The sequence below is a fragment of the Azospirillum endophyticum genome, assembly GCF_016595245.1.
GTDB classification, from domain to species: domain Bacteria; phylum Pseudomonadota; class Alphaproteobacteria; order Azospirillales; family Azospirillaceae; genus Azospirillum; species Azospirillum endophyticum.
In genome coordinates this window covers 501,121-522,405 of sequence record NZ_JAENHM010000073.1, presented here as the reverse complement: position 1 = coordinate 522,405, position 21,285 = coordinate 501,121, and the positions used below count along the sequence as shown (strand labels likewise).

General features: G+C 67.1%; 22 protein-coding genes. 6 read left to right on the top strand and 16 right to left on the bottom strand.

Features of this window, described 5'->3' with window-relative positions; translation table 11 throughout:
• Position 1 precedes the first annotated feature (1 nt).
• From JHL17_RS29365 to JHL17_RS37770, 4 genes are all read right to left on the bottom strand, one after another.
• On the bottom strand, positions 2 to 739 hold the full coding sequence (locus JHL17_RS29365) for an OmpA/MotB family protein (protein WP_200198165.1): 738 nt from the start codon (positions 737 to 739) through the stop codon (positions 2 to 4).
• Positions 736 to 1,566, bottom strand: coding sequence for a hypothetical protein (locus JHL17_RS29360; RefSeq protein WP_200198164.1), 831 nt, complete (start codon positions 1,564 to 1,566; stop codon positions 736 to 738). Before JHL17_RS29360 ends, JHL17_RS29365 begins: the two co-directional genes overlap by 4 nt.
• 4 nt (positions 1,567 to 1,570) lie before the next feature.
• The gene (locus JHL17_RS29355; protein ID WP_200198163.1) at positions 1,571 to 2,278 is read right to left on the bottom strand and encodes a protein phosphatase CheZ; all 708 of its coding nucleotides are present in this window, start codon (positions 2,276 to 2,278) and stop codon (positions 1,571 to 1,573) included.
• A gap of 291 nt (positions 2,279 to 2,569) precedes the next feature.
• Complete coding sequence (locus JHL17_RS37770; RefSeq protein ID WP_282189375.1) at positions 2,570 to 2,698, bottom strand: hypothetical protein; 129 nt, start codon at positions 2,696 to 2,698, stop codon at positions 2,570 to 2,572.
• Positions 2,699 to 3,013: 315 nt separating this feature from the next.
• On the opposite strand from JHL17_RS37770, the gene JHL17_RS37765 reads away from it, so the two are divergent.
• Both JHL17_RS37765 and JHL17_RS29345 read left to right on the top strand, forming a co-directional pair.
• A complete protein-coding gene (locus tag JHL17_RS37765; protein ID WP_200198162.1) occupies positions 3,014 to 4,015 on the top strand; it encodes a patatin-like phospholipase family protein in 1,002 nt (333 codons plus the stop codon).
• Positions 4,016 to 4,106: 91 nt separating this feature from the next.
• Positions 4,107 to 5,687, top strand: coding sequence for a matrixin family metalloprotease (locus JHL17_RS29345; RefSeq protein ID WP_200198161.1), 1,581 nt, complete (start codon positions 4,107 to 4,109; stop codon positions 5,685 to 5,687).
• A gap of 22 nt (positions 5,688 to 5,709) precedes the next feature.
• Here JHL17_RS29345 and JHL17_RS29340 read toward each other — a convergent pair whose 3' ends face one another.
• Positions 5,710 to 6,693 (bottom strand): SAM-dependent methyltransferase, encoded by a 984-nt coding sequence (locus JHL17_RS29340; RefSeq protein WP_247893881.1) that lies wholly within the window; start codon positions 6,691 to 6,693, stop codon positions 5,710 to 5,712.
• A 208-nt stretch (positions 6,694 to 6,901) separates the two neighbouring features.
• Here JHL17_RS29340 and JHL17_RS29335 point away from each other — a divergent pair, with 208 nt between their 5' ends.
• A complete protein-coding gene (locus JHL17_RS29335; RefSeq protein WP_200198160.1) occupies positions 6,902 to 7,204 on the top strand; it encodes a (2Fe-2S)-binding protein in 303 nt (100 codons plus the stop codon).
• Between the two features lie 472 nt (positions 7,205 to 7,676).
• Complete coding sequence (locus tag JHL17_RS29330; RefSeq protein WP_200198159.1) at positions 7,677 to 7,982, top strand: hypothetical protein; 306 nt, start codon at positions 7,677 to 7,679, stop codon at positions 7,980 to 7,982.
• 202 nt (positions 7,983 to 8,184) lie between these two features.
• Here the strand turns inward: JHL17_RS29330 and era are convergent, their stop codons facing one another.
• The 8 genes from era to rpoZ form a co-directional block, all read right to left on the bottom strand.
• A complete protein-coding gene (gene era / locus JHL17_RS29325) occupies positions 8,185 to 9,090 on the bottom strand; it encodes a GTPase Era (protein WP_200198504.1) in 906 nt (301 codons plus the stop codon).
• Between the two features lie 259 nt (positions 9,091 to 9,349).
• Positions 9,350 to 10,135: a ribonuclease III gene (gene rnc / locus JHL17_RS29320; protein ID WP_200198158.1), complete on the bottom strand. Its 786-nt coding sequence runs from the start codon at positions 10,133 to 10,135 to the stop codon at positions 9,350 to 9,352.
• Positions 10,136 to 10,903, bottom strand: coding sequence for a signal peptidase I (gene lepB / locus JHL17_RS29315; RefSeq protein WP_200198157.1), 768 nt, complete (start codon positions 10,901 to 10,903; stop codon positions 10,136 to 10,138).
• Positions 10,900 to 11,400, bottom strand: a complete 501-nt coding sequence (acpS, locus tag JHL17_RS29310) for a holo-ACP synthase (RefSeq protein ID WP_200198156.1) — start codon at positions 11,398 to 11,400, stop codon at positions 10,900 to 10,902. Before acpS ends, lepB begins: the two co-directional genes overlap by 4 nt.
• A complete protein-coding gene (locus JHL17_RS29305; RefSeq protein ID WP_200198155.1) occupies positions 11,397 to 12,185 on the bottom strand; it encodes a pyridoxine 5'-phosphate synthase in 789 nt (262 codons plus the stop codon). Before JHL17_RS29305 ends, acpS begins: the two co-directional genes overlap by 4 nt.
• 243 nt (positions 12,186 to 12,428) lie before the next feature.
• A complete protein-coding gene (locus JHL17_RS29300) occupies positions 12,429 to 12,809 on the bottom strand; it encodes a c-type cytochrome (RefSeq protein WP_200198154.1) in 381 nt (126 codons plus the stop codon).
• A 142-nt stretch (positions 12,810 to 12,951) separates the two neighbouring features.
• Positions 12,952 to 15,111 (bottom strand): RelA/SpoT family protein, encoded by a 2,160-nt coding sequence (locus tag JHL17_RS29295; protein WP_200198153.1) that lies wholly within the window; start codon positions 15,109 to 15,111, stop codon positions 12,952 to 12,954.
• 142 nt (positions 15,112 to 15,253) lie between these two features.
• A complete protein-coding gene (rpoZ, locus tag JHL17_RS29290; RefSeq protein WP_085089611.1) occupies positions 15,254 to 15,688 on the bottom strand; it encodes a DNA-directed RNA polymerase subunit omega in 435 nt (144 codons plus the stop codon).
• Between the two features lie 304 nt (positions 15,689 to 15,992).
• Between rpoZ and JHL17_RS29285 the strand changes: the two genes are divergently transcribed.
• Positions 15,993 to 16,595, top strand: coding sequence for a LabA-like NYN domain-containing protein (locus tag JHL17_RS29285; RefSeq protein WP_200198152.1), 603 nt, complete (start codon positions 15,993 to 15,995; stop codon positions 16,593 to 16,595).
• Positions 16,596 to 16,664: 69 nt separating this feature from the next.
• Here JHL17_RS29285 and pdxA read toward each other — a convergent pair whose 3' ends face one another.
• From pdxA to lptG, 3 genes are all read right to left on the bottom strand, one after another.
• Positions 16,665 to 17,690 carry a 4-hydroxythreonine-4-phosphate dehydrogenase PdxA gene (pdxA, locus tag JHL17_RS29280; RefSeq protein ID WP_200198151.1) on the bottom strand — a complete coding sequence of 342 codons (1,026 nt, stop codon included), beginning with the start codon at positions 17,688 to 17,690 and terminating at the stop codon, positions 16,665 to 16,667.
• Positions 17,690 to 19,150: a peptidylprolyl isomerase gene (locus JHL17_RS29275; RefSeq protein WP_200198150.1), complete on the bottom strand. Its 1,461-nt coding sequence runs from the start codon at positions 19,148 to 19,150 to the stop codon at positions 17,690 to 17,692. The genes pdxA and JHL17_RS29275 overlap by 1 nt, the downstream gene beginning before the upstream one ends.
• Before the next feature lie 204 nt (positions 19,151 to 19,354).
• A complete protein-coding gene (gene lptG, locus JHL17_RS29270) occupies positions 19,355 to 20,449 on the bottom strand; it encodes an LPS export ABC transporter permease LptG (RefSeq protein WP_200198149.1) in 1,095 nt (364 codons plus the stop codon).
• Between the two features lie 246 nt (positions 20,450 to 20,695).
• Between lptG and JHL17_RS29265 the strand changes: the two genes are divergently transcribed.
• Positions 20,696 to 21,274, top strand: coding sequence for a GNAT family N-acetyltransferase (locus JHL17_RS29265; RefSeq protein WP_200198148.1), 579 nt, complete (start codon positions 20,696 to 20,698; stop codon positions 21,272 to 21,274).
• The last annotated feature ends 11 nt before the right edge of the window (positions 21,275 to 21,285 follow it).

The window sequence follows — 21,285 nt, the reverse complement described above, 5'->3', positions numbered from 1 at the left end:
CTCAATCCGCTCCTTCCTCTCGCACCACGATGTCCACCGGCAGACGCCCGCCGCCGGCCATCCCGGCCCCGTCCACCGGCAGCATCACCGCCCGCGCCACCAGATCACGGCGATAGCCGGTCTCGCGCAGGGCGGCCGAGACGGCGACTGCCCGGGTCAGCGCCCGTTCCCAGGCAACGCCGCCGGCCGAGTCCTCATGCTCGGCATGGCCGACCAGCTCGATCCGGTTGCCGATGCGGCCGATGACGGCCCCCAACAGGAACAACACCCGCCGCCCCTCGTCGGTAAAGGCGGCGCCGCTCGGATCGAACATCCGCTCACCGGGCAGGCGGATGACGACACGGTCATCCTCGCGCCGGACATCGACCACCGCCAGCTCCGCATTCGAGCGCAGCTGGCTTCCCAGCAAGGCGGCCAGATAATGCAGGTCGATCGCCGCCCGGGCCTCCACCGCCATGGCGTTGAACGCGGCACCGGGGTCGGCCGGCCGGTCGGAGGGAGTGACGGCCGTCGAGCGTGCGGCGGGGATCGTCTCGGCCACGCCTTTCGCCAGCCGGGTCCAGCGCTCCGCCTCCGGCTCGCTCATCGAATACATCAGCACGAAGAAGGCGAGCATCAAGGAGATCAGGTCGGTGAAGCTGATCAGCCACAGCGTCTTGCGATGGCCGGCGCGATCATCCGCCCCCGCGGCCCCTGCCAGCCCCCCTGCCCTCGCGGCGATGCCGGGAATGCGGATCATTTCCGCACCTCGGTCCTGGTCGGCCCCGGTGCGGGAACCGGTGCCGGCACCGGCGGCTTCGCGACCGGACGTGCCGCCCCCTCGTCGTCCCAGCGCAGGGAGAACAGCAGGCGCACCCCGCCGGGTTCGCCGCGCTCGATCCCGACGGTGACGTTGCCGCCCGGCGCACCGTCCGCAACCAGCGCGCGGGCCAGCACGCCGGCCCGGGCGACCGGCCCAGGCGGCTGGCTGGGCGTTCCCGTCGGTCCGATGCCGAGAAGCGCGTCCAGTTCCACCCGCTCGCCCTGGCGCGACTGGCGCAGGGCATCGGCGATGCGGTCGATCAGCCCCTGGCGGTCCGGCCGCAGGGTCATGGTGCCGGGAACGAACAGGTCGTCGGCCGGCAGCCGCACCTCCAGCAGCTGACCGGGGGCGACCACCTCCACCTTGGAAACCGCGACCGCGGTGGCGAACAGCGTGCCGACGTCCTGCAGCCGCTGCACGGCGAAGACGGTCCCGGCGCGCGAGGCCACCGGTTCGGACCCGTCGCGCAGGCGCGGGTCGATGATGAAGCTGGGAAAGGTCCGCTCCAACGAGGCGGAAACCGCCTTCACCTTCTGCACCGTCTGCACCGAATTGGCGTTCAGCACGATGAAGAAGACCAGGAGCAGCAGGAACAGCGACAGCAGAAGCAGGATGCTGCCGTTGTTCGGATTCGCATGCTCGACCGCACCGCCGGCGCGCCCGATCCGCAGCGGCGGGAGCCCGGCGCCTGCCGCACCGGCATATCCGCCGCCTTGGGCCGACTGGCCGCCGGTCGGCCGGCCGATGGGGGTGCCGGGCAGCATGGCGTCAGTCGAAGCTGGCCAACAGACGGTCGATCTCGTCCTGGTCCATGGCGTTGCCCGGCAGTTGCGGCCCGTGCAGAAGCTGCTGGTCCGCCTCCTCCGCGCTCATCGGTTCGAAATGGACGGCCGCCTCCGCATCCTCGGCCGCCAGCTTGGCGAGGCGCGGGGCGTGGTTCTGCCGCACCTCGCTGCCGAAGGCGGCGACGATCATGTCGACCTTCGATTCGATGTGCTTCAGCGTCCGCACGACCTTGCCGATGCGCTGGCCGGTGATGTCCTGGAAGTTACAGGCCTCGTAGATCTTGGTGATCTGGTCGTTCAGCTTCGCCGAAGCATCCGCATCCGTCTGGCCGGCGATGGCGCCGATGGCGTCGCAGGCGTCGAAGATGGCGAAGGTCGCCTTCTCCGTCGCGCCGATCACCGCATCCAGCTCGTCGGTGGCGGTGCGGATATGTTCGTCGCGGATTTCGGCCGGCTGGAGCGCCGCGATCTCCTGCTTGGCCGTCTCGATGTATTTGGCGAGGTCCACGACCTCCTTGTACAGGCGCAGGTCGGTGGCGGAGATGTCGCCGTCCATGCTGCCCAGGATGTTGCGGACGATGTCCGTCACTTCGTCGCGCGACAGCGGCTGTGCGGCTTCCGCGAAGGCGGTGTCGAGGCGCTGTCTCAGGAACTTCTGTTCCGTCACGGCGGATTGGGCGGAGAAGGTCATCGGGCGTGTCCAGCGAGAGGGGCAAGGCCTTGGCGGAATGAGCCGGAACCTCCCCGGTCCGCGCTCTCCAGCGAGCGCCCGTCGGTGCCGCTGCGGCGGAGGTTCAACGCTCCGGCCGCTCGTGGCGCCCAACCGTCCCAGGAACTGTCCGAGCCATGCAAGCCTATGGCGCGAGGGTTAAGAGCCCGTAAAGACGCCCCGCTCCGAAGCCTGGCTTGACGCCGATCGAGGCGCCGAAGTTGCCGGCACGCCACACTGTGGCCCACACGACCGAGGAGAGCGGGTCGGTGATCAGAACAGCCCGGCGGCGGCCGGCGCACCCAGAAGCGCGATCAGGGCCAGCACGGTGACGGCAATCAGCCGTTCCGTCTGCGACCAGCGTTTCCAATCCCTTCTGAAGCTTTTCAGTTCGTCGGCCATGACAAACCTTCCGGTGTTCGAGAGCTACACTGCAACGCAACGAAATTGTACCGGGTCCAGTTGACGCATGGTTAAAATCCACCGGCGTGACGTTCTTACCGGCGCACTGGCACAGAAATGCCACAGTCGCGGCCCGGCGAACTCTGATCCATGTCAAAGATCGGTCGAATTGTCGGCATTTCCCATTTCGCGGGCGGCGATGGACCATGCTCCGGCGGCGTGCCTCTTCCGGCAGCTTCCGATACCGACCGTCGATGCCTAGATGATAAGCTCTAGATCAAGCCGCCGGGACGGGGGCGCTGACGGGGGTAGCGGATGGCGAAGGCAACCGACCTGAAGATCGGTCTGGCGCTGGGCAGCGGAGCGGCGAGGGGCTGGGCGCATATCGGCGTCCTGCGCGCGCTGGAAGAGATCGGGATCAAGCCCGACGTCATCTGCGGCACGTCGATCGGTGCCGCCGTGGGTGCCGCTTATCTGACCGACCAGATGGACGAGCTTCAGTCCTGGGCGCAGAAGATGGGCTGGCTCGGCATGCTGGGCATCATCGACCTCACCTTCCGCCGCGGCGGCCTGGTCGCCGCGGAGAAGGCGTTCGGGCGCTTCGACAACGAGCGCAGCAATGTCCTGATCGAGGATTTGCCCCTGCCCTTCGCCACGGTGGCCACCGACCTGTCGACCGGGCGCGAGATGTGGCTGCGCGACGGGCCGCTGATGTCGGCGGTGCTGGCGTCGGCCGCCATGCCCGGCCTGTTCCCCGCGGTCCGGCGCGAACATCACTTGCTGGTCGACGGCGCGCTGGTCAACCCGGTGCCGGTCTCGCTTTGCCGGGCGCTGGGAGCCGACGTGGTGGTGGCGGTCAACCTGAACAGCGAACTGTCGCCGCTCGGCCGTCCGAACGGCCGTGCCAACGGCAAGGTGGCGGTGGCGGCCAGGGTGGCACAGCCGGTGCCGGAACCGGTGGTCGCCGGCGGCGACGCCGGCTCCCCCGCCCTGTCGCACCTGACCAGCCAAATCTCCACCTGGCTCGGCCGCAAGCCCAGCCGGCGCACCCGCTTCCTGGCCGACCAGATCGAAGACGCCCACGCCCACAAGCATGTCCCCAACGCGCTGGAGGTTATGGCGGGCTCGATCGACATCATGCAGGACCGCATCACCCGCTCCCGCCTCGCAGGCGAACCGCCGGACGTCCTGATCGCACCGCGGCTGGCCCATATCGGCATCCTGGAATTCGATCGCGCCGCGGAAGCGGTGGAGATCGGCCATGCCGCCGCCTCGATGCTACGGCCGTCGATCGAGCTGGCCCTGCGCCGTGCCTGACCGGCAAAGCCTGGTTCGCCCGCCCTTCGCCAGCCTTCGGCCCGGCCTCCGTCCGGGTGCCGCCCCAACCGCCTCCGAGAGTCCCGTTCCGATGAGCCAGTCCGCGCCGCCCGACACCGTCTCCGCCCTGCTCGCCAGCGGGACGCCGCATTGGGGCAACGCCGGCACGGTGCTGGACGGCGGCTCCGTCGGCGGCTCCGCGACCGTCAGCTACGGCTTCCTGACCACCGCCCGGCAGGTCTCCGCCGCCGACGCATCCGGCTTCGCGGCGATGAACACCGAGCAGCGCGCCGCCGTCCGGCGGGCGCTGGCGGCCTGGAGCGCCGTCGCCAACGTCACCTTCGTCGAAACCTCCGACGCCGCAGGAGCTGCGGTCGCCTTCGGAACCAACCGGCAGAACGGCCAGTCGGCGGCCTATGCCTATTATCCATCCACCGCAATCCAGGGCGGCCAGGTGTTCCTGGCCAACGACAGCGCCGCCAACGCCAACCCGACGGCGGGCGGCTACAGCTACATGACGGTCATCCACGAGATCGGCCATGCCTTGGGCCTCAAGCATCCCGGCAACTACAATGCCGGGTCCGGCGAGGGGACGGAGGGCCCCTATCTGCCCGCGACGACGGACAATTACGCCTACAGCATCATGTCCTACAACGCGAACGACGCGCTGCCGTCGGGCAGCTACCTGACCGGCCCCAGCCTCTACGACATCGCGGCGATCCAGTATCTCTACGGCGCCAACATGTCCGCGGCCCCCGGCGACACCGGCTACACGCTCGACACCGGCAGGTTCACCACGCTGTGGGACCCCAACGGGCACAACAGCCTCAATGGCGGGGCCCAGACCGCATCCCTGTCGCTCGACCTCCGCGATGGCCAGTTCAGCAGCGCCGGCGGCACCGTCTTCCTGGCGCTGGCCTACGGCACGACGATGCAACTGGCGACGGGCGGCAACGGCGACGACAGCTTCGCGGTCAACGGCTTGGGCAATGTCCTGGATGGCGGTGCCGGCACCGACACCGCGGTGTTCAGCGGCCGCCGGGCACAATACCGCGTCCAGCAGATGGACGCCGGCCGCTATGTCGTCAGCGGCGCCGACGGCAACGACCTGCTGACCAACATCGAGTACCTGCGGTTTTCCGACGGCGGCACCGCCCTGCCGGCCATGGTGTCCGGCAGCTTCGACGCGCTGCGCTACACGGCGTCGAACGCGGACCTGATCGCCGCCTTCGGCACCGACAAGACCGCGGCCACTCAGCATCTCGTCGGCTTCGGCATCTACGAGGGCCGCAGCCTGACCGGCTTCGATCCCTACAACTATCTGGCCGGCTACGGCGATTTGCTGAACGCCTTCGGCAGCGACGTCGGCGCCGCGACCGGCCATTTCATCACCAACGGCTATCGCGAGGGCCGCAACTCGACCCTGTTCGACACGCTGTCCTACGAGGCCAGCAACCGCGACCTGATCGCCGCCTTCGGCAGCGACCGCGAGGCGGTGGAGCTTCACTACATCGTCCACGGCCGCTTCGAAGGGCGTTCCTTCACCACCTTCAACGCCGCCGCCTATCTGGCCGCCAATCCCGACGTCAACGCCGCCGTCGGCGGCAGCCTGGCCGGGGCAAAGCAGCATTACGTCAGCTACGGCTATGCCGAGGGGCGGGCTCTGGCCTGAGCGCCTACGCCCGTTCCGGTGCTCACCTTGCCGGCCAGATCCAGGTCAGCTCGTGCTTGTTGTGGTGCAGGTGGAGCACCCGGCCGCCGGGGATCTCGGCGAAGGCGCGGGCGGTCTCATGGTCGGTCTCGGCCTGGAATTTCAGCGTGCAGACGAAGCGCTTGGCCAGCCCGCTGTCCATCCACTCCTTCACCAGCCGCAGGAGCCGGGTCGGATAGCAGATCACGTCGCAACACAGCCAGTCGACCGGACCGACCGTCGCCGGCTTCAGGCCGAAAGCGCTTTCCTGGCGGATTTCCACCCGTGGCAACGCGGCGATCGCGGGGTCGAGCGGCGCCTTGTCGACGCTGACCACCGACGCCCCCAACTCATGCAGCACCCAGGTCCAGCCGCCCGGACAGGCACCGAGGTCGAGGCAACGGTCGCCCGGCCCCGGCTGCTCGCCGAACAGGGTCAGCGCTTCCCACAGCTTCAGATAGGCGCGGTTGGGCGGGGCCGTGCGGTTCTCGACGAAGGTCACCTCGCCGTTGCGGAAAGGGCTGGAACAGCGCGCGGCGGCGATGATGGTGGACTCGTCCGCCAGCGTCCACGAGCCCAGCGGCGCCGTCGGCAGCGGCGACGGGAAGATCACCGGCTTGGCCGAGACATGCGGCAGGTTTTCCTGGATCAGGGCGGCGCGGCGGTGATGCCGCTGCGACCACAGCGCCCAATTGCGCTGGATCCCGCGCAAGGCCTTCGCACCGCTCTTGATCGAGGCGAACTCGATACGCACCGGGTCGTACCAGATGTTCTGCGCCCAGGCGGCAGGCCGCGCCGGTCCATCGACGAAGACCAGCCGGCCGTCGACCGAGGCGACCTCCCCCAGCTCCGCCACCAGATCGTCGAGGAAGCCGTCGGCCGCCAGATACACCGTCTGGCCGAGCGGGGTGACCACCGCGCCGGGAGCGGTCTGGCCGGTGGCTTCGGGGGCGTCTTCGGGAGCGTTTTTGGGGGTGCTGTCGTCCATGCCCCAGGGGCTACCGCCACCGGCCGGCGATTGCAAGCGCAAGGATGCGGCACGACGCTTTCGGCGCTGCGCGAAGGAGGATGTGACAAAGCGTCCCGGCACCCCCCATATGCGATCCGTTCGCAATAGGGACGTTGACAACGATTCTCACTCTCAGCTATTGCTGGACCCGGGACATCATTCCGCAACCGACCGTCGCCGAGGGCTTATGTTCGTCTGCATCTGCCACGCGTTGAATGACAAGAAGGTCAAGGCCGCGCTGGACCAAGGCGCCACGACCCCGGCCTCGGTGTTCCGCCATCACAATTGTCAGGTTCAATGCGGCAAATGCGTCCCGACCATGCGCAGCATGGCCAGCGAGCATCGGGCCGTCCTGGCCCAGCAGGCAGCCGCGAACACCACGATCGCCGCCATCGCGGTGGCGCCGGCAGCAGTCCCCTGCTGTGGCACGGCTATGCCGGAACCGGCGAATGCCGAGGCCGTCCCCGCCTATGCAATCGCGGCAGAGTGAGGACTTTATACAAAGGTCTACCACTTCCGACTTTCCGCTTCGATACCGGCTCTGCACCCCCACCTTTCGGCTGCGACAGATTGCGCGCCGTCTATGATTTTTGGGCGGATTGACCGGGACCGGCCGATCCGGCACAAAAGCGTCACCAAAACAAAAGAACGCCGTCAAAAAGACGGCGTATAAAAACGTCAACGGGCCGGATGAAACCGGCCCTGGAGGAAACGCAATCCAACCGGGAAGACTTCCTCGGCCACCGGGTTTGCCTTGTCCTTTTGGATCGGGCCAACCCGGCGGAATTTGGATTCGGACGGATATCCCGCAACTGCTCTGTCGCACCGCAAAGACATGACGGCATCTCCCAAACGGGCTGTGCCGCCTGCGCTTCCGGTGCGTTTTCGCAGTATCGGCGCGGCGCTATCCTGCCGACCGGCCGAGAGGTCTAAAAAGGTTGAGGATCACAGGAGGACACTTCATGAGCCGCCGCAATCGGCAAGCCTTCGACACGCTGAGCCGCGACCTCGTGCTGCGCGCGACCGATCGCATGGAAACCCTGCGGTCCATGGTGGAGCGCGCGGACAGCAACCGGCGAGAGACGTGGGAACGCACGCTCGACCGTCTCCGCGGCCTGAACAACCGTGCCATCGCCCGCATCGAGGCCGCGCATCTGGCCGACGACGACGCGTGGCCCTTCGCCCGCGCCCAGGCCGACCAGGCAATGATGGACCTGATGCGCGCACTCGACGATTTCGACGGCCATCTGCGCCTGCTGGCAGCCTGAGGCCGTAGGGACCACACCAAACACACCAAACACACCAAACAAAAGGCCCTCTCCACCGGAGAGGGCCTTTGTCTTTAATACCAATGCCGGAAAGTTCCGACCTTTGGTCGGCACTTTCCGGCCCCTCAGACGCCGGGCGGCCCGCTTCCGCGGGCATGTGCCCGCGCGGCCGCAGTCGCGGCCGTACCAGCGCCCTGAATCTTTAGGACGCCCCGAAATCCAGACCCCAGGCCGAGTAGCGTTCGGGATCGTCGACCCAGCCTTCGCGCACCTTCACGAACAGGATCAGGTGGACGCGGCGTTCGAGCATGCCCTGCAGTTCGGAACGCGCGGCGGAGCCCAGCGCCTTGATCCGCTGGCCACCCTTGCCCAGCACGATGGCCTTCTGGCTTTCGCGCTGCACGAAGATGACCTGCGAGATCTTGACCGACCCGTCCTCGAACTCCTCCCACACCTCGGTCTCGACCGTGGCGGAATAGGGAAGCTCCTGGTGAAGCTGGAGGAACAGCTTCTCGCGGGTGATCTCCGCCGCCAGCAGGCGCATCGGCATGTCGGAGATCTGGTCCTCCGGGAAATGCCACGGCCCGTCCGGCAGCCGGTCGGCCAGGAACTGCTTCAGATCGGCGACGCCGTCCTCGGTGAAGGCCGACACCATGAAGATGTCGGAGAAGATCCCTTCCTGCCGGAAGGCGTCGGCGATGCCCAGCAGGACGTCGCGCTTCACCAGATCGATCTTGTTCAGGATCAGGATCGCCTCGCGCCCCTGCTCCTTCAGCCGGGCGACGATGCTGCGGGTGTCCTCGTCGATGGAGCGGCGCGACACGTCGTACAGCACGCCGATGACGTCGGCGTCCTCCGCCCCCTGCCAGGCCGCCGCGACCATGGCGCGGTCCAGCCGACGCTTCGGCTTGAAGATGCCGGGGGTGTCGACGAAGATCATCTGGGCGTCGCCCTGGATGGTGATCCCCAGCACGCGGGTGCGGGTGGTCTGGACCTTCGGGCTGACGATCGACACCTTGCTGCCGATCATCGCGTTCAGCAGCGTCGACTTGCCGGCATTCGGCGCCCCGACCAGGGCGATGAAGCCGCAGCGCGGGTGCTCGGGCATCGCCGACAGCGGCGGCAAGGGCGGCAGAAGCGGCAGCGGCTGCCCGCGCGGGGCATCCTCGCCGTCGAACTCCTCGTCCTCGTAATCGCCGTCCTCGTATTCGCCGTCTTCGTCGTCGACGGCGCCCTCTCCGGCGTCCTCACCCTCGAAGTCGCCGTCCTCATGGTCGAGCGCCTCGTCATCCTTTACGGATTCCGGTGAAGGTTCCGCAGCTTCGGAACCGGGCTGGATCTTGTTCTTGTCGATGTCGTCGCGACCGTCAGTCATCGACTTGCACTCCTACCTGGCGCAGCAACGCGCTCGCCGCCTTCTTTTCCGCGATGCGCTTCGACGAGCCGGAGCCGGAGACCGGATCCATGCCCGCGACATGCACCGCAACCACGAACAGCGACTCGTGCGCCGGGCCGCTGCGTTCGATCAGTTCATAGCGGGGCAGCGGCTTGCCGCGCCCCTGCGCCCATTCCTGCAGCGTCGTCTTGCTGTCCAGCGGCGGCGGGGTCGCCTTGTCGATCTCGCCCGCCAGCGCCTGCCGGACGAAGCGCGTGACCGGCTCCAGCCCGCCGTCAAGATACATCGCCCCCAGTACCGCCTCGCAGGCGTCGCCCAGGATGGTCCGGTTCTCGCGACCGCCGCTCAGCGCCTCCGCCGGCGACAGACGCAGATAGGCGCCCAGCCCGACGGTATCGGCGACGCGGCCCAGCGATTCCCGGCGCACCAGGGCGGCATGCCGCTTGGCGAGCGCGCCCTCGCGCTCGTTGGGATAGCGTTCCAGCAGCCATTGCGCGACCACCAGCCCGACGACGCGGTCGCCCAGGAACTCGAGCCGCTCATAGGCGATGCCCGGCCCGTTGTGCGACTTGCGGCCGGCGCGCTCCAGCCCCATCAGGCTGGGATGGGTGACGGCGTCTTGCAGGAGCGACGGGTTGGAAAACTCGTAGCCCAGCGCACGCGCGAGACCCGCAACGTCCGCCGACCGGAGGGCGCCGTCGGCCTCGGCTTCCGAGCCGGCACCCGCATCGGCGGGCGCCATGGTGACGGTGGACACTTACCGGACTCCGTTGAACAGGCGGCTGAAGCGCAGATCGACCGGCCAGCGCCAGATCTCGTAGAAGCGCGTGCCCTCGTCGAGCGAGAAGAACAGGAATTCGGCACGGCCGACCATGTTCTCGATGGGAACGAACCCGACCTGCGACGGCACGCGGCTGTCCAGCGAGTTGTCGCGGTTGTCGCCCATCATGAACAGATGGCCCTCGGGGACCTTGAACACCGGCGTGTTGTCGAGCGGGCCGTTGTCCGACTCCTCGATGATGCGGTGGGTGCGGCCGTTGGGCAGCGTTTCGATGAACTGCGCGGTGCGGATGCTCCGCCCCAGCGAGTCGGTCGTCACGTAGTCCTCGATCCGCTCCCGCTTCACCGGCTGGCCGTTGATGTGCAGGATGCCGCCGATCATCTGGACGGTATCGCCCGGCAGGCCGATCACCCGCTTGATGTAGTCGGTCTTGTTGTCGCGCGGCAGCTTGAACACCGCCACGTCGCCCCGCTCCGGCATGGAGCCGAGGATGCGGCCTTCAAACAGCGGCAGGCCGAAGCCGACCGTGTATTTGCTGTAGCCGTAGCTGAATTTCGACACGAACAGATAGTCGCCGATCAACAGCGTCGGGATCATCGAGCCCGACGGGATGTTGAACGGCTCGAAGGCGAAGGTCCGCACGCCGAAGGCGATCAGTACGGCGAAGATCACCGTCTTGATGGTTTCCACGAACCCGGATTCCTTGGTCTTGGCGTTGGACGCCGTTTCTTTCTGAAAGGTCATTCTGGGTTCGCCGTCTTGGTGGGCATTGCGGGCTCGGTAAAGCCGGGCTGGGCGGGGGCGGACTCGATCGGTTCGGCGCTGATGACGACGAAGGCCTCGGCCATCGGGTATTCGTCGGTCAGCGTCACATGGATGCGGGCACGCATGCCGGCCGGCGTGATCGCCTCCAGCCGGGCCAGCGCCCCGCCGGTCAGGCGCATGGTGGGCTGACCGGACGGCAGGTTCACCACACCCATGTCGCGCCAGAACACTCCGTCGCGAAAACCGGTGCCGAGCGCCTTGGAGCAGGCCTCCTTGGCGGCGAAACGCTTGGCATAGGTCGAGGCGCGCGCATCGTTCTTCGCGGCCGAGCTGGCGCGGCGTTCGGACTTGGCCTGTTCGACATCGGTGAAGATGCGGTCGATGAAACGCTGCCCGAAGCGCTCCAGCGATTTCTCGACCCGCCGGATATCGATCAGGTCGTTGCCGATGCCGAGGATGGTGCCGGACATCATCATGCGGAGGCCGTTCCGGCCTGGGATACGGAGCCCGTTCCGGCCTGGGATGCGGCGGCCCGCGCCGTGTCCATCGCCTTGCGCATGCGGGCGATGGAGTTGGTCAGACCGACGAAGATCGCCTCGCCGATCAGAAAATGGCCGATGTTCAGTTCGACGATGGTCGGAATGGCCGCTACGGGACCGACGGTGTCATAGCTCAGGCCGTGGCCGGCATGGCATTCCAGCCCGATCGCCTCGGCATGGGCGGCGGCGCGGACGATGCGGGCCAGTTCCGCCTCACGCTCCGCCGGGCTGTGGGCATCGCAATAGGCGCCGGTGTGCAGTTCCACCACGGGAGCGCCGAGGCGCTTGGCGGCGTCGAGCTGCGCCGGCTCCGGATCGATGAACAGCGAGACACGGATGCCGGCGGCGCCCAGGTCGCCGACCGGACGGATCAGATGGTCGTACTGGCCGATCACGTCCAGCCCACCCTCGGTCGTCACCTCGGTGCGCTTTTCGGGGACGAGGCAGGCGGCATGCGGCTTGTGGCGCAGGGCGATGTCCAGCATCTCGTCGGTCGCCGCCATCTCGAAATTCAGCGGACGGTCGATTTCGGCCATCAGCCGTTCGATGTCGCGATCGACGATGTGGCGGCGGTCCTCGCGCAGATGGGCGGTGATCCCGTCGGCCCCGGCCTCGATGGCAAGCTTCGCGGCGCGCACGGGATCGGGATGCGTCCCGCCGCGCGCGTTGCGGACGGTCGCCACATGGTCGATGTTCACGCCGAGGCGCAGGAAACGGGACATGCACGGACTCCAATGCGTCGCCACCCGCCAGAACGGGCGGGGACGATTCCGTCTATATAGCGGTGCTTCGGCCTTCCGTCACGCCGAACCGACCGATGCGATCACGGATGACAGGGAATTTACCGTCTCCACGACCATCCGGCCGATGGCCGGACAGGGAGAATGGCCAAGGCGGCGGCTGAAAAGCCTCTACGGTGTCTTCCGCAACCTGTTCGCCGCATCGCCGATCCCAGCGGATTTTCCTTATTTCGACCTGTGGATCACGCCGCCCAGATACTCGTTCAGATCGCGAAAATCCTTGACGGTCCATGCATGCGGAGGAAGCCGATAGCCATTGTCCTTCAATGTTCTAGGGATCAAATCCCCGTTTGGGCGGAGTATGATCGACGACACGATGACGCCGGGATAGTCCGCCAGACGCTTCTTGAAGGCCGGGGTCGTCAAATCAGGGGTCGGAGGGTCGCTTTTGCCCGCCAACGGACCGGAGCCTTTCGCATCCGGCCCATGACACATCGCGCATCTCTCCACGAACAACGTCTTCCCGTTGCCGGCATAGGCGCCATAAATTGGCGTTAAGCACACTGCAGCAACCGAAAACGGCAGAATAAGCTTATCGAGCCGCATGTTCCCTACTCTTGTCGCACGGCGTCACTGGTGCGTCTTCGCGCTGCGAACCCATTCCGTGTGCATTTACCAGAGAACCGTCGCAGCAACGGAGCGGCGGTGCAGCGAGCATCGCCCGCTGTACCGGGTGACAGCGGGCGCATCACCGTCCCCGCGCCCGCTCCACCGAATGGATGGCCGGGGTCGCCCGCAACGCGGCCATGATGTTGGTCAGGTGCTTGGCATCCTTCACGTCGATGTCGATCAGCAGTTCGAAATAATCGGTGCTGCGGTTCGTGATCTTCTGGTGGATGACGTTGCCCTGGTTCTTGCCGATCACCGTGAACAGCGTGCCGAGCGAGCCCTGCTCGTTGGCGATGACGACGCTGACGCGGCCGACATGCTCCTCCGGCGAATCCGGCCCGGTCTCCCACGAGACGTCGATCCAGCGCTCCGGCGATTCATGGAAGCTTTCCAGCGTTTCGCAGTCGATGGTGTGGATCGTCACGCCCTTGCCGGTGGTGACGATGCCGACGATGCGGTCGCCGGGCAGCGGGTGGCAGCAGCGGGCATAATGCACGGCCATGCCCGGGATCAGGCCGCGGATCGGCAGGGCCGATTCCTTGCGCGCCTTGGCCTTCGGCTTGGGCGCGCTTTCCTCCGTCTCGCGGACGGCGGGAGCGGCCTGGGCCTTGTGGCCGGGGAAGACCGCGTGGAAGACCTCGCGCACAGAATGCAGACCGGAGCCGACACCGGCCATCAGGTCGTCCACCGACGGCTGCTGGAAAATCTTGGCGGCGTTTTCCAGCGCCTTTTCGGTGAACTCGTATCCTTCGGACTTGAACTGCCGCATCAGCATGCCGCGGCCCAGTTCCATGTACTGGGCGCGCTGCTGGGTGCGCAGGAACTTGCGGATACGGGCGCGCGCCTTGCCGGTGACGACGAAGCGTTCCCAGCCCGGAACCGGCGTCTGCGCCTTGGAGGTGACGATGTCGACCTGGTCGCCGTTCTGCAGCTGGGTGCGCAGCGGCAGCATGCGGCCGTTGATCTTGGCGCCGACGCAATGGTCGCCGACCTGGGAATGGACGGCATAGGCGAAGTCGACCGGGGTGGCGCCGCGCGGCAGGGCGATCAGGTCGCCCTTGGGCGTGAAGCAGAACACCTGATCCTGGAACAGCTCCAGCTTGGTGTGCTCCAGGAACTCTTCCGGCTTCTGGGCATGCTCCAGGATGTCGAGCAGTTCGCGCAGCCAGCGGTACTCGCCACCGTTGGGCCGCGGCTGATGGTCCGACTTGTAGGCCCAGTGGGCAGCGACGCCCAGCTCGGCGATCTCGTGCATGTCCGCCGTGCGGATCTGGATTTCGATCCGGTTGCGGCCGGGACCGATCACCCCGGTATGCAGGCTGCGGTAGCCGTTGGGCTTGGGCGTGGAGATATAGTCCTTGAAGCGCCCCGGCACGACCGGATAATGGGCGTGGACGACGCCCAGCGCCTGATAGCACTCGCCGACCGAGCCGACCGTGATGCGGAAAGCCATGATGTCGGACAGCTGCTCGAAGCTGACGTTCTTGCGCTGCAGCTTGCGCCAGATCGAATAGGCCGACTTCTCGCGCCCCGACACCGTCGCTTCCGGCAGCCCTTCGACGGCCAGCAGTTCGCGCAGTTCGGTGATGATGGTCTGGACGCGGTTCTCACCCTCGCTGCGCAGGCGGGCCAGCTGGGCCAGGATGCTGTCGCGCGCGTCGGGGTTCAGCTCGGCGAAGGCGAGATCGTCCAGCTCGTCCTTGATCTTGTGCATGCCGATGCGTTCGGCCAAGGGCGAATAGATCTCGATGGTTTCGCGAGCGATGCGGCGGCGCTTTTCCGGCTTCTTCAGGTGGAACAGCGTGCGCATGTTGTGAAGCCGGTCGGCCAGCTTCACCAGCAACACGCGGATGTCCTCCGACATCGCGATCACCAGCTTGCGGAAATTCTCCGCCTGCTTGGCCTGTTCGCTGTTCAGCTCCAGCCGCGACAGCTTGGTGACGCCGTCGACCAGCCGGGCGATCTCCTTGCCGAACACCCGCTCGATGTCCTCGAGCGTGGCGACGGTGTCTTCGACCGTGTCGTGAAGCAGCGCCGTGGCGATGGTGCCGGCGTCCAGCTTCATCTGCGTCAGGATGCCGGCGACTTCCAGCGGATGCAGGAAATAGGGATCGCCGGACGCGCGCGTCTGCGATCCGTGCGCCTTCATCGAGAAGACATAGGCGCGGTTGAGCAGATCCTCGTCGGCGGTGGGATCATACGCCTTGACGCGCTCGACAAGCTCATACTGCCGGATCATGTGGCCCGACCCGGCGCGCGCGGCGCCTCAAAAATCTGCGTGGCGGTCCCGAGCGGACCGAAGGGGAGCCGGATGCCCCCCACCCTTGTATGCGGCGAGGGGGCGCTGCGCCCCCTCCGGGTCCTGCGGTCGTTGTCCAGAATCAGAGGTCTCCGTCGGGATCCTCGGTCATGGCGAAACCGGCACCCGGCTCCGCATCCATGTCGGCGGCGATGTCGTCTTCCTCGCCCAACTCCTCGCCGTCGCTCTCGCTCATGCCGTCTTCGTCACCGAGCGAGGTGTTGCCACGGGCGGCCCAATCATTCTCGCCGGCCATCAGCTCGACGATCTCTTCTTCCGGCTCGTCCGGCTCGACATGCTTCTGGTGGCCCTTGATCAGGGCGTTCTTCAGATAGTCCAGCGACACCGTCTCGTCCGCGATCTCGCGGAGCGCCACGACCGGGTTCTTGTCGTTGTCGCGGTCGATCGACAGCGGAGCGCCGCTCGCCACCTCACGGGCGCGCTGGGCGGCCATCATGACCAGCTCGAAACGGTTGGGAACCTTCAGGACGCAATCTTCAACGGTAACGCGGGCCATGCCAGACGAACTCCGGATTCAAAGGAGGCTCTAGACTATATGGATGTGGCCCGATAGGTGCAAGCGCGAACGACAGCGTTGCTGCATTGCGTCAGATGAGCGTCCTAAAGGATGTCCTCCTCCGGCGCGAGCGGAGTTCGGAAATAGTCGACGCCCGTATCCCCCTTGAATGTTTATGCATGATACACTAGATTTCAAATTTGGAACGCGGGCTTATTGCGCATGTTCCGTCAATTTTCACAAGCAACGACGAAAGGATCCTGCATTGGACCGCAATTCTACTTTGCCGCGCGATGTCAGCAAGTTGTTTTACAAAGAGGAACGCCTCGCCCTTTTCATCGACGGCGCCAACCTCTACGCCGCGGCGCGTTCATTGGGCTTCGATATCGATTATAAGAGGTTGCGTGACGGCTTTGCCGGAGAAGGTCGACTGATGCGCGCTTTCTACTATACCGCGCTTGTCGAGGATCAGGAATACTCGCCAATTCGTCCTCTGGTCGACTGGCTCGACTACAACGGCTACACGATGGTGACCAAGCCGACCAAGGAGTTCACCGACGCTTCGGGCCGGCGCAAGATCAAGGGCAACATGGACATCGAGCTGGCCATCGACGTGATGGAGATGGCCGACCATGTCGACCACATCCTGCTCTTCTCCGGCGACGGCGACTTCCGCCGGCTGGTGGAAGCGGTCCAGCGCAAGGGCGTGCGCTGCAGCGTCGTCAGCACCGTCCGCTCGCAGCCGCCGATGGTCGCCGACGAATTGCGCCGGCAGGCCGACAACTTCATCGAACTCCAGGAACTGGCGCCCTTCATCGCCCGCGCCCATCACCACCGCGAACAGGGCTCCACCCACCACGACCACCAAAGCGGCCCGACCATGTACGACCCCGACGACCGCGGCTGACCGCAGCGGAAACCGGCATGAAAAAAGGAGCGCATCGGCGCTCCTTTTTCGTTTCGGGAGACGAACCCCTCAGGGTGCGGGCGATCGCAGCCGGTTCCGCGCCATCAGGTCGGCCGTCTTCAGCGCCGCGATCAGGCTCGTCGCATTGGCCTTGCCCGTGCCGGCGATGTCCAGCGCGGTCCCGTGATCGGGAGACGTGCGGACAAAGGGCAGCCCCAGGGTGATGTTCACGCCGCCGTCAAAATCCACCGTCTTCACCGGGATCAACGCCTGATCGTGGTACATGCACAGCGCAACGTCGTAGCCGCGGCGGGCGGCGGCATGGAACATGGTGTCGGGCGGATGGGGGCCGGAGACGTCGATGCCGTCGGCGCGCAACAGGGCGACGGCGGGCTCGATGACGTCGATTTCCTCACGCCCCATCGCCCCACCCTCCCCCGCATGGGGATTGAGGCCGGCGACGGCCAGCCGCGGGCGGTCGATGCCGAAATCGCGGGCGAGCGCCGCCGCGGTGACGCGGCCGGCATGGACGATGGCCTCGGTGGTCAGCAAATCCACCGCGTCGCGCACCGACACATGAATGGTGACCGGCACCACCCGCAGGTCGGCCGCCGCCAGCATCATGATCGGCTCATCGCTCAGGCCGGCCAGATGCGCCAGATATTCCGTGTGGCCGGGATGGCGGAATCCGGCGGCGTAGAGCGAGGATTTCTGGATCGGGTTGGTGACCACGGCGGCGGCCCGCCCGGCCTGCACCAGGGCGACCGCCCGGTCGATGCTGGCGATCACCGCCGCGCCGTTGGCGGGATCGGGCTTGCCGGCGACGGCCGGCACGCCGAGCCCGACCGGCAGCACCGGGAGGGCCCGGTCGAACAGCGTGGCCCCCTCCTCCGGGGAGGACACGGCCTGCACCGGAACCGCCAGTCCGAGCTTGCCGGCCAACGCCGCTAGCCTTGCGGGGTCGTCGAGGACGACGAAGCGCGGCAGGCCGGCCTCGTGCCGGGCCGCCCAGGCCTTCAGCGTGATGTCCCCGCCGATGCCGGCCGGCTCCCCCATGGTGAGGGCCAGCGGCAGGTCCTTCGGCGGGGCGGCCATCACAGGCGCGTCTCGATGAAGGCGGAACGGCGCAGGTCGCGCAGATAGCGGCGCGACAGCAGCTCGGCCCGCTCGTTGATCAGGTCGTGCTCCACCTCCTCGCGGCCGGGAAGCTTGGCTTCCTGGATCGGCGTCGGGGCCGGCGGCGGCGGCGGGGCCGGCTGGGCTTCCGGCGGCGGCTGGATCATCGGCATGTCGCGCTTGCAGACGATCAGGATGACCGCGGCGGCCTGGCTCATCAGCACCGGGCTGGCCTGCCCCAGCGGGATGCCCAGCGCGAGATTCTGCAGGCCGGGCGCCATGTCCTTGACCCGCATGGTGCCCATGTCGCCGGATTCCGGCATCCCGGTCTCCTTGGCGCGGGCCTGGAAGTCGGCGCAGCTCTTGATCGACTTGCGCAGCTTCTCGGCCTGTTCCTTGACGGACTTGGCCTGCTCCTTGGATTCGATCGGGATGATGATCTGCTTCATGTTGACCGTGGCCTTGGCCACGTCCGGCCGCGGCTGCGGACGGGGGGCGGCGGGCCGGGCGACCGGCATGGGCATCTCGCCGCCGCTGCTGCCGAAGGGCCGCTGTCCGCGCACCATCAGGATGTGGTAGCCGGTGGCGGTGCGGACCGGCGCCGACAACTGGCCGCCGCGCATGCCGGACAGCGCCTTGTCGACCTCCGGGGACAGCTCGCCGCTGCGCACCCAGCCGAGATCGCCGCCGGATGCGGCGCCGGCCGACTGCGAGAATTGGCGGGCCAGCGCGGCGAAGTTGCCGCCGCGCTTCACCTCCTCCACCAGACGATCGGCGTTGCGACGAACCTCGTCGTCCTGGTCGGGGCTGTCCACCGCCAGGAAGATCTCGGCCACCAGATATTCGGGCTTGCCGATGTTGGCCTTCAGCCGCTCCATCGCCGCGTCGATCTCGTCCTCGCCGACGACGACCTCCTGGCGGATGCGGCGCTGCATCACCTTCTGCCAGGCGAGCAGCGCACGGATCTGGTCCTTCAGCGTGGAAACCGGAACGTTCTGCCGCTTCAGCATCTCCTGGAGCTGCTGGCCGTTCAGCCGGTTCTGTTCGGCGATGCGCTTGATGGCGTCGTCGATCTCGGCCGCCGACACGCTGATGCCCTGGCGCTTGGCCTCCTGCATCTGCAGCCGCTCGTCGACCAGCAGGCGCATGACCTGGGGAGTCAGGCGCTGGATCGTTTCCGGGTTGCTGGCGGCGCCGGCATTCAGCAGCGCCATGCGGATGCGGGCATTGACGTCGGAGACTGAGACCACCTCGTCATTCACGACCGCCGCGATGCCCTCGGCTCCCGGAGCCCGGGCTGGACGGGCGGACTCGCCGCCGGCCTTCGGCGCGGCGGCGCCGGCGGCGGCCTTGCTGGACTGCGCCATCGCGGGCAGGGCCAGAAGCGCGCAGGCGGTCGCCACGGCGACGGTGGTCCGGACGGCTCGCAAACTCGACATGGTGCTCAAGCTCCAAAAACGGGTCGCCCGTTATTACGGTGGGGCCGGTGCCGCTTGCAAACGGAATCCGCCCCGGCAATCCGGTGCGAAGACACTGGGCAAAACCAACTGGGCGGAATTATGACCGAGGGGGACAACCGGTGGCTTTGCGGCGAATGGCCCCACCCCTGCTCGGTCGTCCTTCGGAGTCGGCCGCCCCACCGGTCAGCCGTCCTCCAGATGCAGAAGTGCGGCGATGCCCAGCAGAAGGCTGATGCCGGCGGGGCTCCAGGCCGCCATCACGATCGGGATCGTCTCCGACATGCCGAAGGTTCGGACCACGTCGGTCATCACGAACAGCACGAAGCCGGTCAGCACCCCGCCGGTGACCATCGCCATGGTCCCGCCCCGCCGGGGCAGCCGCAGCGAGAAGGCGGCGGCGAACAGCACCATCGCCAGAAACAGGAAGGGCTGGGCCAGCAGGGACTGGTAGTGCAGGCGGTGCCGCACCGCCGGGAAGCCCGTGGTCTCCAAGGTATGGATGAAGCGCGGCAACTCCCAGAAGGAGATCGTCTCCGGCGGAGCGAAGCTCTCCTCGATGGTGGCCATGTCCAGTTCGGTCGGGATGGTGTAGCTGTCGAGCTTCTCCGGATCCTTCTTTGCCCGGTTCAGGATGGCGTCCTGCAGCTCCCACTTGCGATCCTTCAGCACGGCGCTCGGCGCGTCGACGCGGGCCAGGTAAGTCTGGTCGGCATCGAACAGGAAGACGATGACGTTCGACAGTTCGAAGGTCACCGGGTTCACCAGCTCCGCATGGATGAAGAACTGCTCCGTCTCGTTGGTCTGGCGCAGCCACAGACCGGAGCGGGAGATGTTCAGCGTGCTTGACTGCAATTTCAGGTACCGGTCCTGCAACTGCTCGTACTTGGCGACGAACACGGCGCCGACCGGGTTGATCAGCGTGACCTTCACCACGCCGATGGCGGCGGCGGCGAACATCACCGGCATCAGGAATTGCCAGGCCGACACGCCGACCGCGCGCGCCACCACCAGTTCGGCACTGCGCGTCAGCCGCCAGAAGGTGAACATGCCCGCGAACAGGACGACGAAGGGGAAGATCTGCTGCCCGATCTCCGGCAGCTTCAGCAGCGCCATCTCCACCACCAGCCCGAAGGTGACGTGGGGCTTGGTGCCGGCGCGGCGCAGCAGTTCCACCGTGTCCAGCAGCAGCACGATGGCGAGCAGGATCACCATCAGCAGGCAGAACCAGACGATGAACTGCCGGCCGATGTAACGGGAAAGCGTGGGCGAGGAATACATGCGGTGTCCGGTCTCCGGCGCCCCGCCCGGCGCGCCGCCATGGCGCGTGGAGCGGACCGGCGGAGCCCCGCCCGATAGGATCGGTACGGGCCCCCGCCGTAACAAGTCCCGGCTGTTTACCCCTGTTGCGGCGCGATGACAACCGCGCCCGGCGCCGGGGCGAAAGCCCTGCCACCATTTCCGGCTGGACATCCTGCATCCGCACTCCAAACTGTTGATGGAGAGGCTGCACGGGAGGGTCGGTCGATGACGGACGTCACTGTCGCAATCCGCCAGGCGCGCGGGTCGGATGCCGACGGCATGGCCCGCGTCCACGTGCAGAGCTGGCGGTCCACCTATCCCGGCCTGATCCCGGCACAGTTCCTGGTCGCCCTGTCCGAACCGCCCGCCGCCCAGCGCTGGGCAGCCATCGCCGAGACGCGCGGCCCCGGCAGGGGCGCTTTCGTCGCGGTGGATGTCGCCGGCCGGATCGCGCCCCCCGGCGGCATCGTCGGCATCGCGTCCTTCGGGACGCAGAGGGTCGCGGTGCAGGGGCATGCGGGGGAGTTCCACGCGCTCTATCTTCTTGACGATGCAAAAGGTTACGGCATCGGCCGGCGGCTGATGGCGGCAATGGCCGACAGCTTCCTGACGGCCGGCATCCACTCCGCCGCGGTGTGGTGCCTGCGCGACAACCCCTCTCGCTGGTTCTACGAACGGCTGGGCGGGATCAAGGTGGCGGAGCGGCCGATCCGCTTCGCCAACACCGACCTCGTGGAAATCGCCTATGGCTGGCGCGACCTGACGCCGCTTGCACGCTTGTCGGCGGGGCCGGAGGTGAGGTAGTGAGGGGCCTT

What these genes read in the sequence shown, in the direction of transcription:
- JHL17_RS29345 (WP_200198161.1), top strand. Translation starts at nt 4,107, where the DNA reads ATGAGCCAGTCCGCGCCGCCCGACACCGTCTCCGCCCTGCTCGCCAGC.
- lptG (WP_200198149.1), bottom strand. Translation starts at nt 20,449, where the DNA reads ATGTATTCCTCGCCCACGCTTTCCCGTTACATCGGCCGGCAGTTCATC.
- rpoZ (WP_085089611.1), bottom strand. Translation starts at nt 15,688, where the DNA reads ATGGCCCGCGTTACCGTTGAAGATTGCGTCCTGAAGGTTCCCAACCGT.
- pdxA (WP_200198151.1), bottom strand. Translation starts at nt 17,690, where the DNA reads ATGGCCGCCCCGCCGAAGGACCTGCCGCTGGCCCTCACCATGGGGGAG.
- JHL17_RS37770 (WP_282189375.1), bottom strand. Translation starts at nt 2,698, where the DNA reads ATGGCCGACGAACTGAAAAGCTTCAGAAGGGATTGGAAACGCTGGTCG.
- lepB (WP_200198157.1), bottom strand. Translation starts at nt 10,903, where the DNA reads ATGACCTTTCAGAAAGAAACGGCGTCCAACGCCAAGACCAAGGAATCC.
- JHL17_RS29300 (WP_200198154.1), bottom strand. Translation starts at nt 12,809, where the DNA reads ATGCGGCTCGATAAGCTTATTCTGCCGTTTTCGGTTGCTGCAGTGTGC.
- JHL17_RS29360 (WP_200198164.1), bottom strand. Translation starts at nt 1,566, where the DNA reads ATGCTGCCCGGCACCCCCATCGGCCGGCCGACCGGCGGCCAGTCGGCC.
- JHL17_RS29335 (WP_200198160.1), top strand. Translation starts at nt 6,902, where the DNA reads ATGTTCGTCTGCATCTGCCACGCGTTGAATGACAAGAAGGTCAAGGCC.
- JHL17_RS29355 (WP_200198163.1), bottom strand. Translation starts at nt 2,278, where the DNA reads ATGACCTTCTCCGCCCAATCCGCCGTGACGGAACAGAAGTTCCTGAGA.
- JHL17_RS29295 (WP_200198153.1), bottom strand. Translation starts at nt 15,111, where the DNA reads ATGATCCGGCAGTATGAGCTTGTCGAGCGCGTCAAGGCGTATGATCCC.
- JHL17_RS29340 (WP_247893881.1), bottom strand. Translation starts at nt 6,693, where the DNA reads ATGGACGACAGCACCCCCAAAAACGCTCCCGAAGACGCCCCCGAAGCC.
- era (WP_200198504.1), bottom strand. Translation starts at nt 9,090, where the DNA reads ATGCCCGAGCACCCGCGCTGCGGCTTCATCGCCCTGGTCGGGGCGCCG.
- JHL17_RS29275 (WP_200198150.1), bottom strand. Translation starts at nt 19,150, where the DNA reads ATGTCGAGTTTGCGAGCCGTCCGGACCACCGTCGCCGTGGCGACCGCC.
- acpS (WP_200198156.1), bottom strand. Translation starts at nt 11,400, where the DNA reads ATGATGATGTCCGGCACCATCCTCGGCATCGGCAACGACCTGATCGAT.
- JHL17_RS37765 (WP_200198162.1), top strand. Translation starts at nt 3,014, where the DNA reads ATGGCGAAGGCAACCGACCTGAAGATCGGTCTGGCGCTGGGCAGCGGA.
- JHL17_RS29330 (WP_200198159.1), top strand. Translation starts at nt 7,677, where the DNA reads ATGAGCCGCCGCAATCGGCAAGCCTTCGACACGCTGAGCCGCGACCTC.
- JHL17_RS29265 (WP_200198148.1), top strand. Translation starts at nt 20,696, where the DNA reads ATGACGGACGTCACTGTCGCAATCCGCCAGGCGCGCGGGTCGGATGCC.
- JHL17_RS29305 (WP_200198155.1), bottom strand. Translation starts at nt 12,185, where the DNA reads ATGTCCCGTTTCCTGCGCCTCGGCGTGAACATCGACCATGTGGCGACC.
- JHL17_RS29365 (WP_200198165.1), bottom strand. Translation starts at nt 739, where the DNA reads ATGATCCGCATTCCCGGCATCGCCGCGAGGGCAGGGGGGCTGGCAGGG.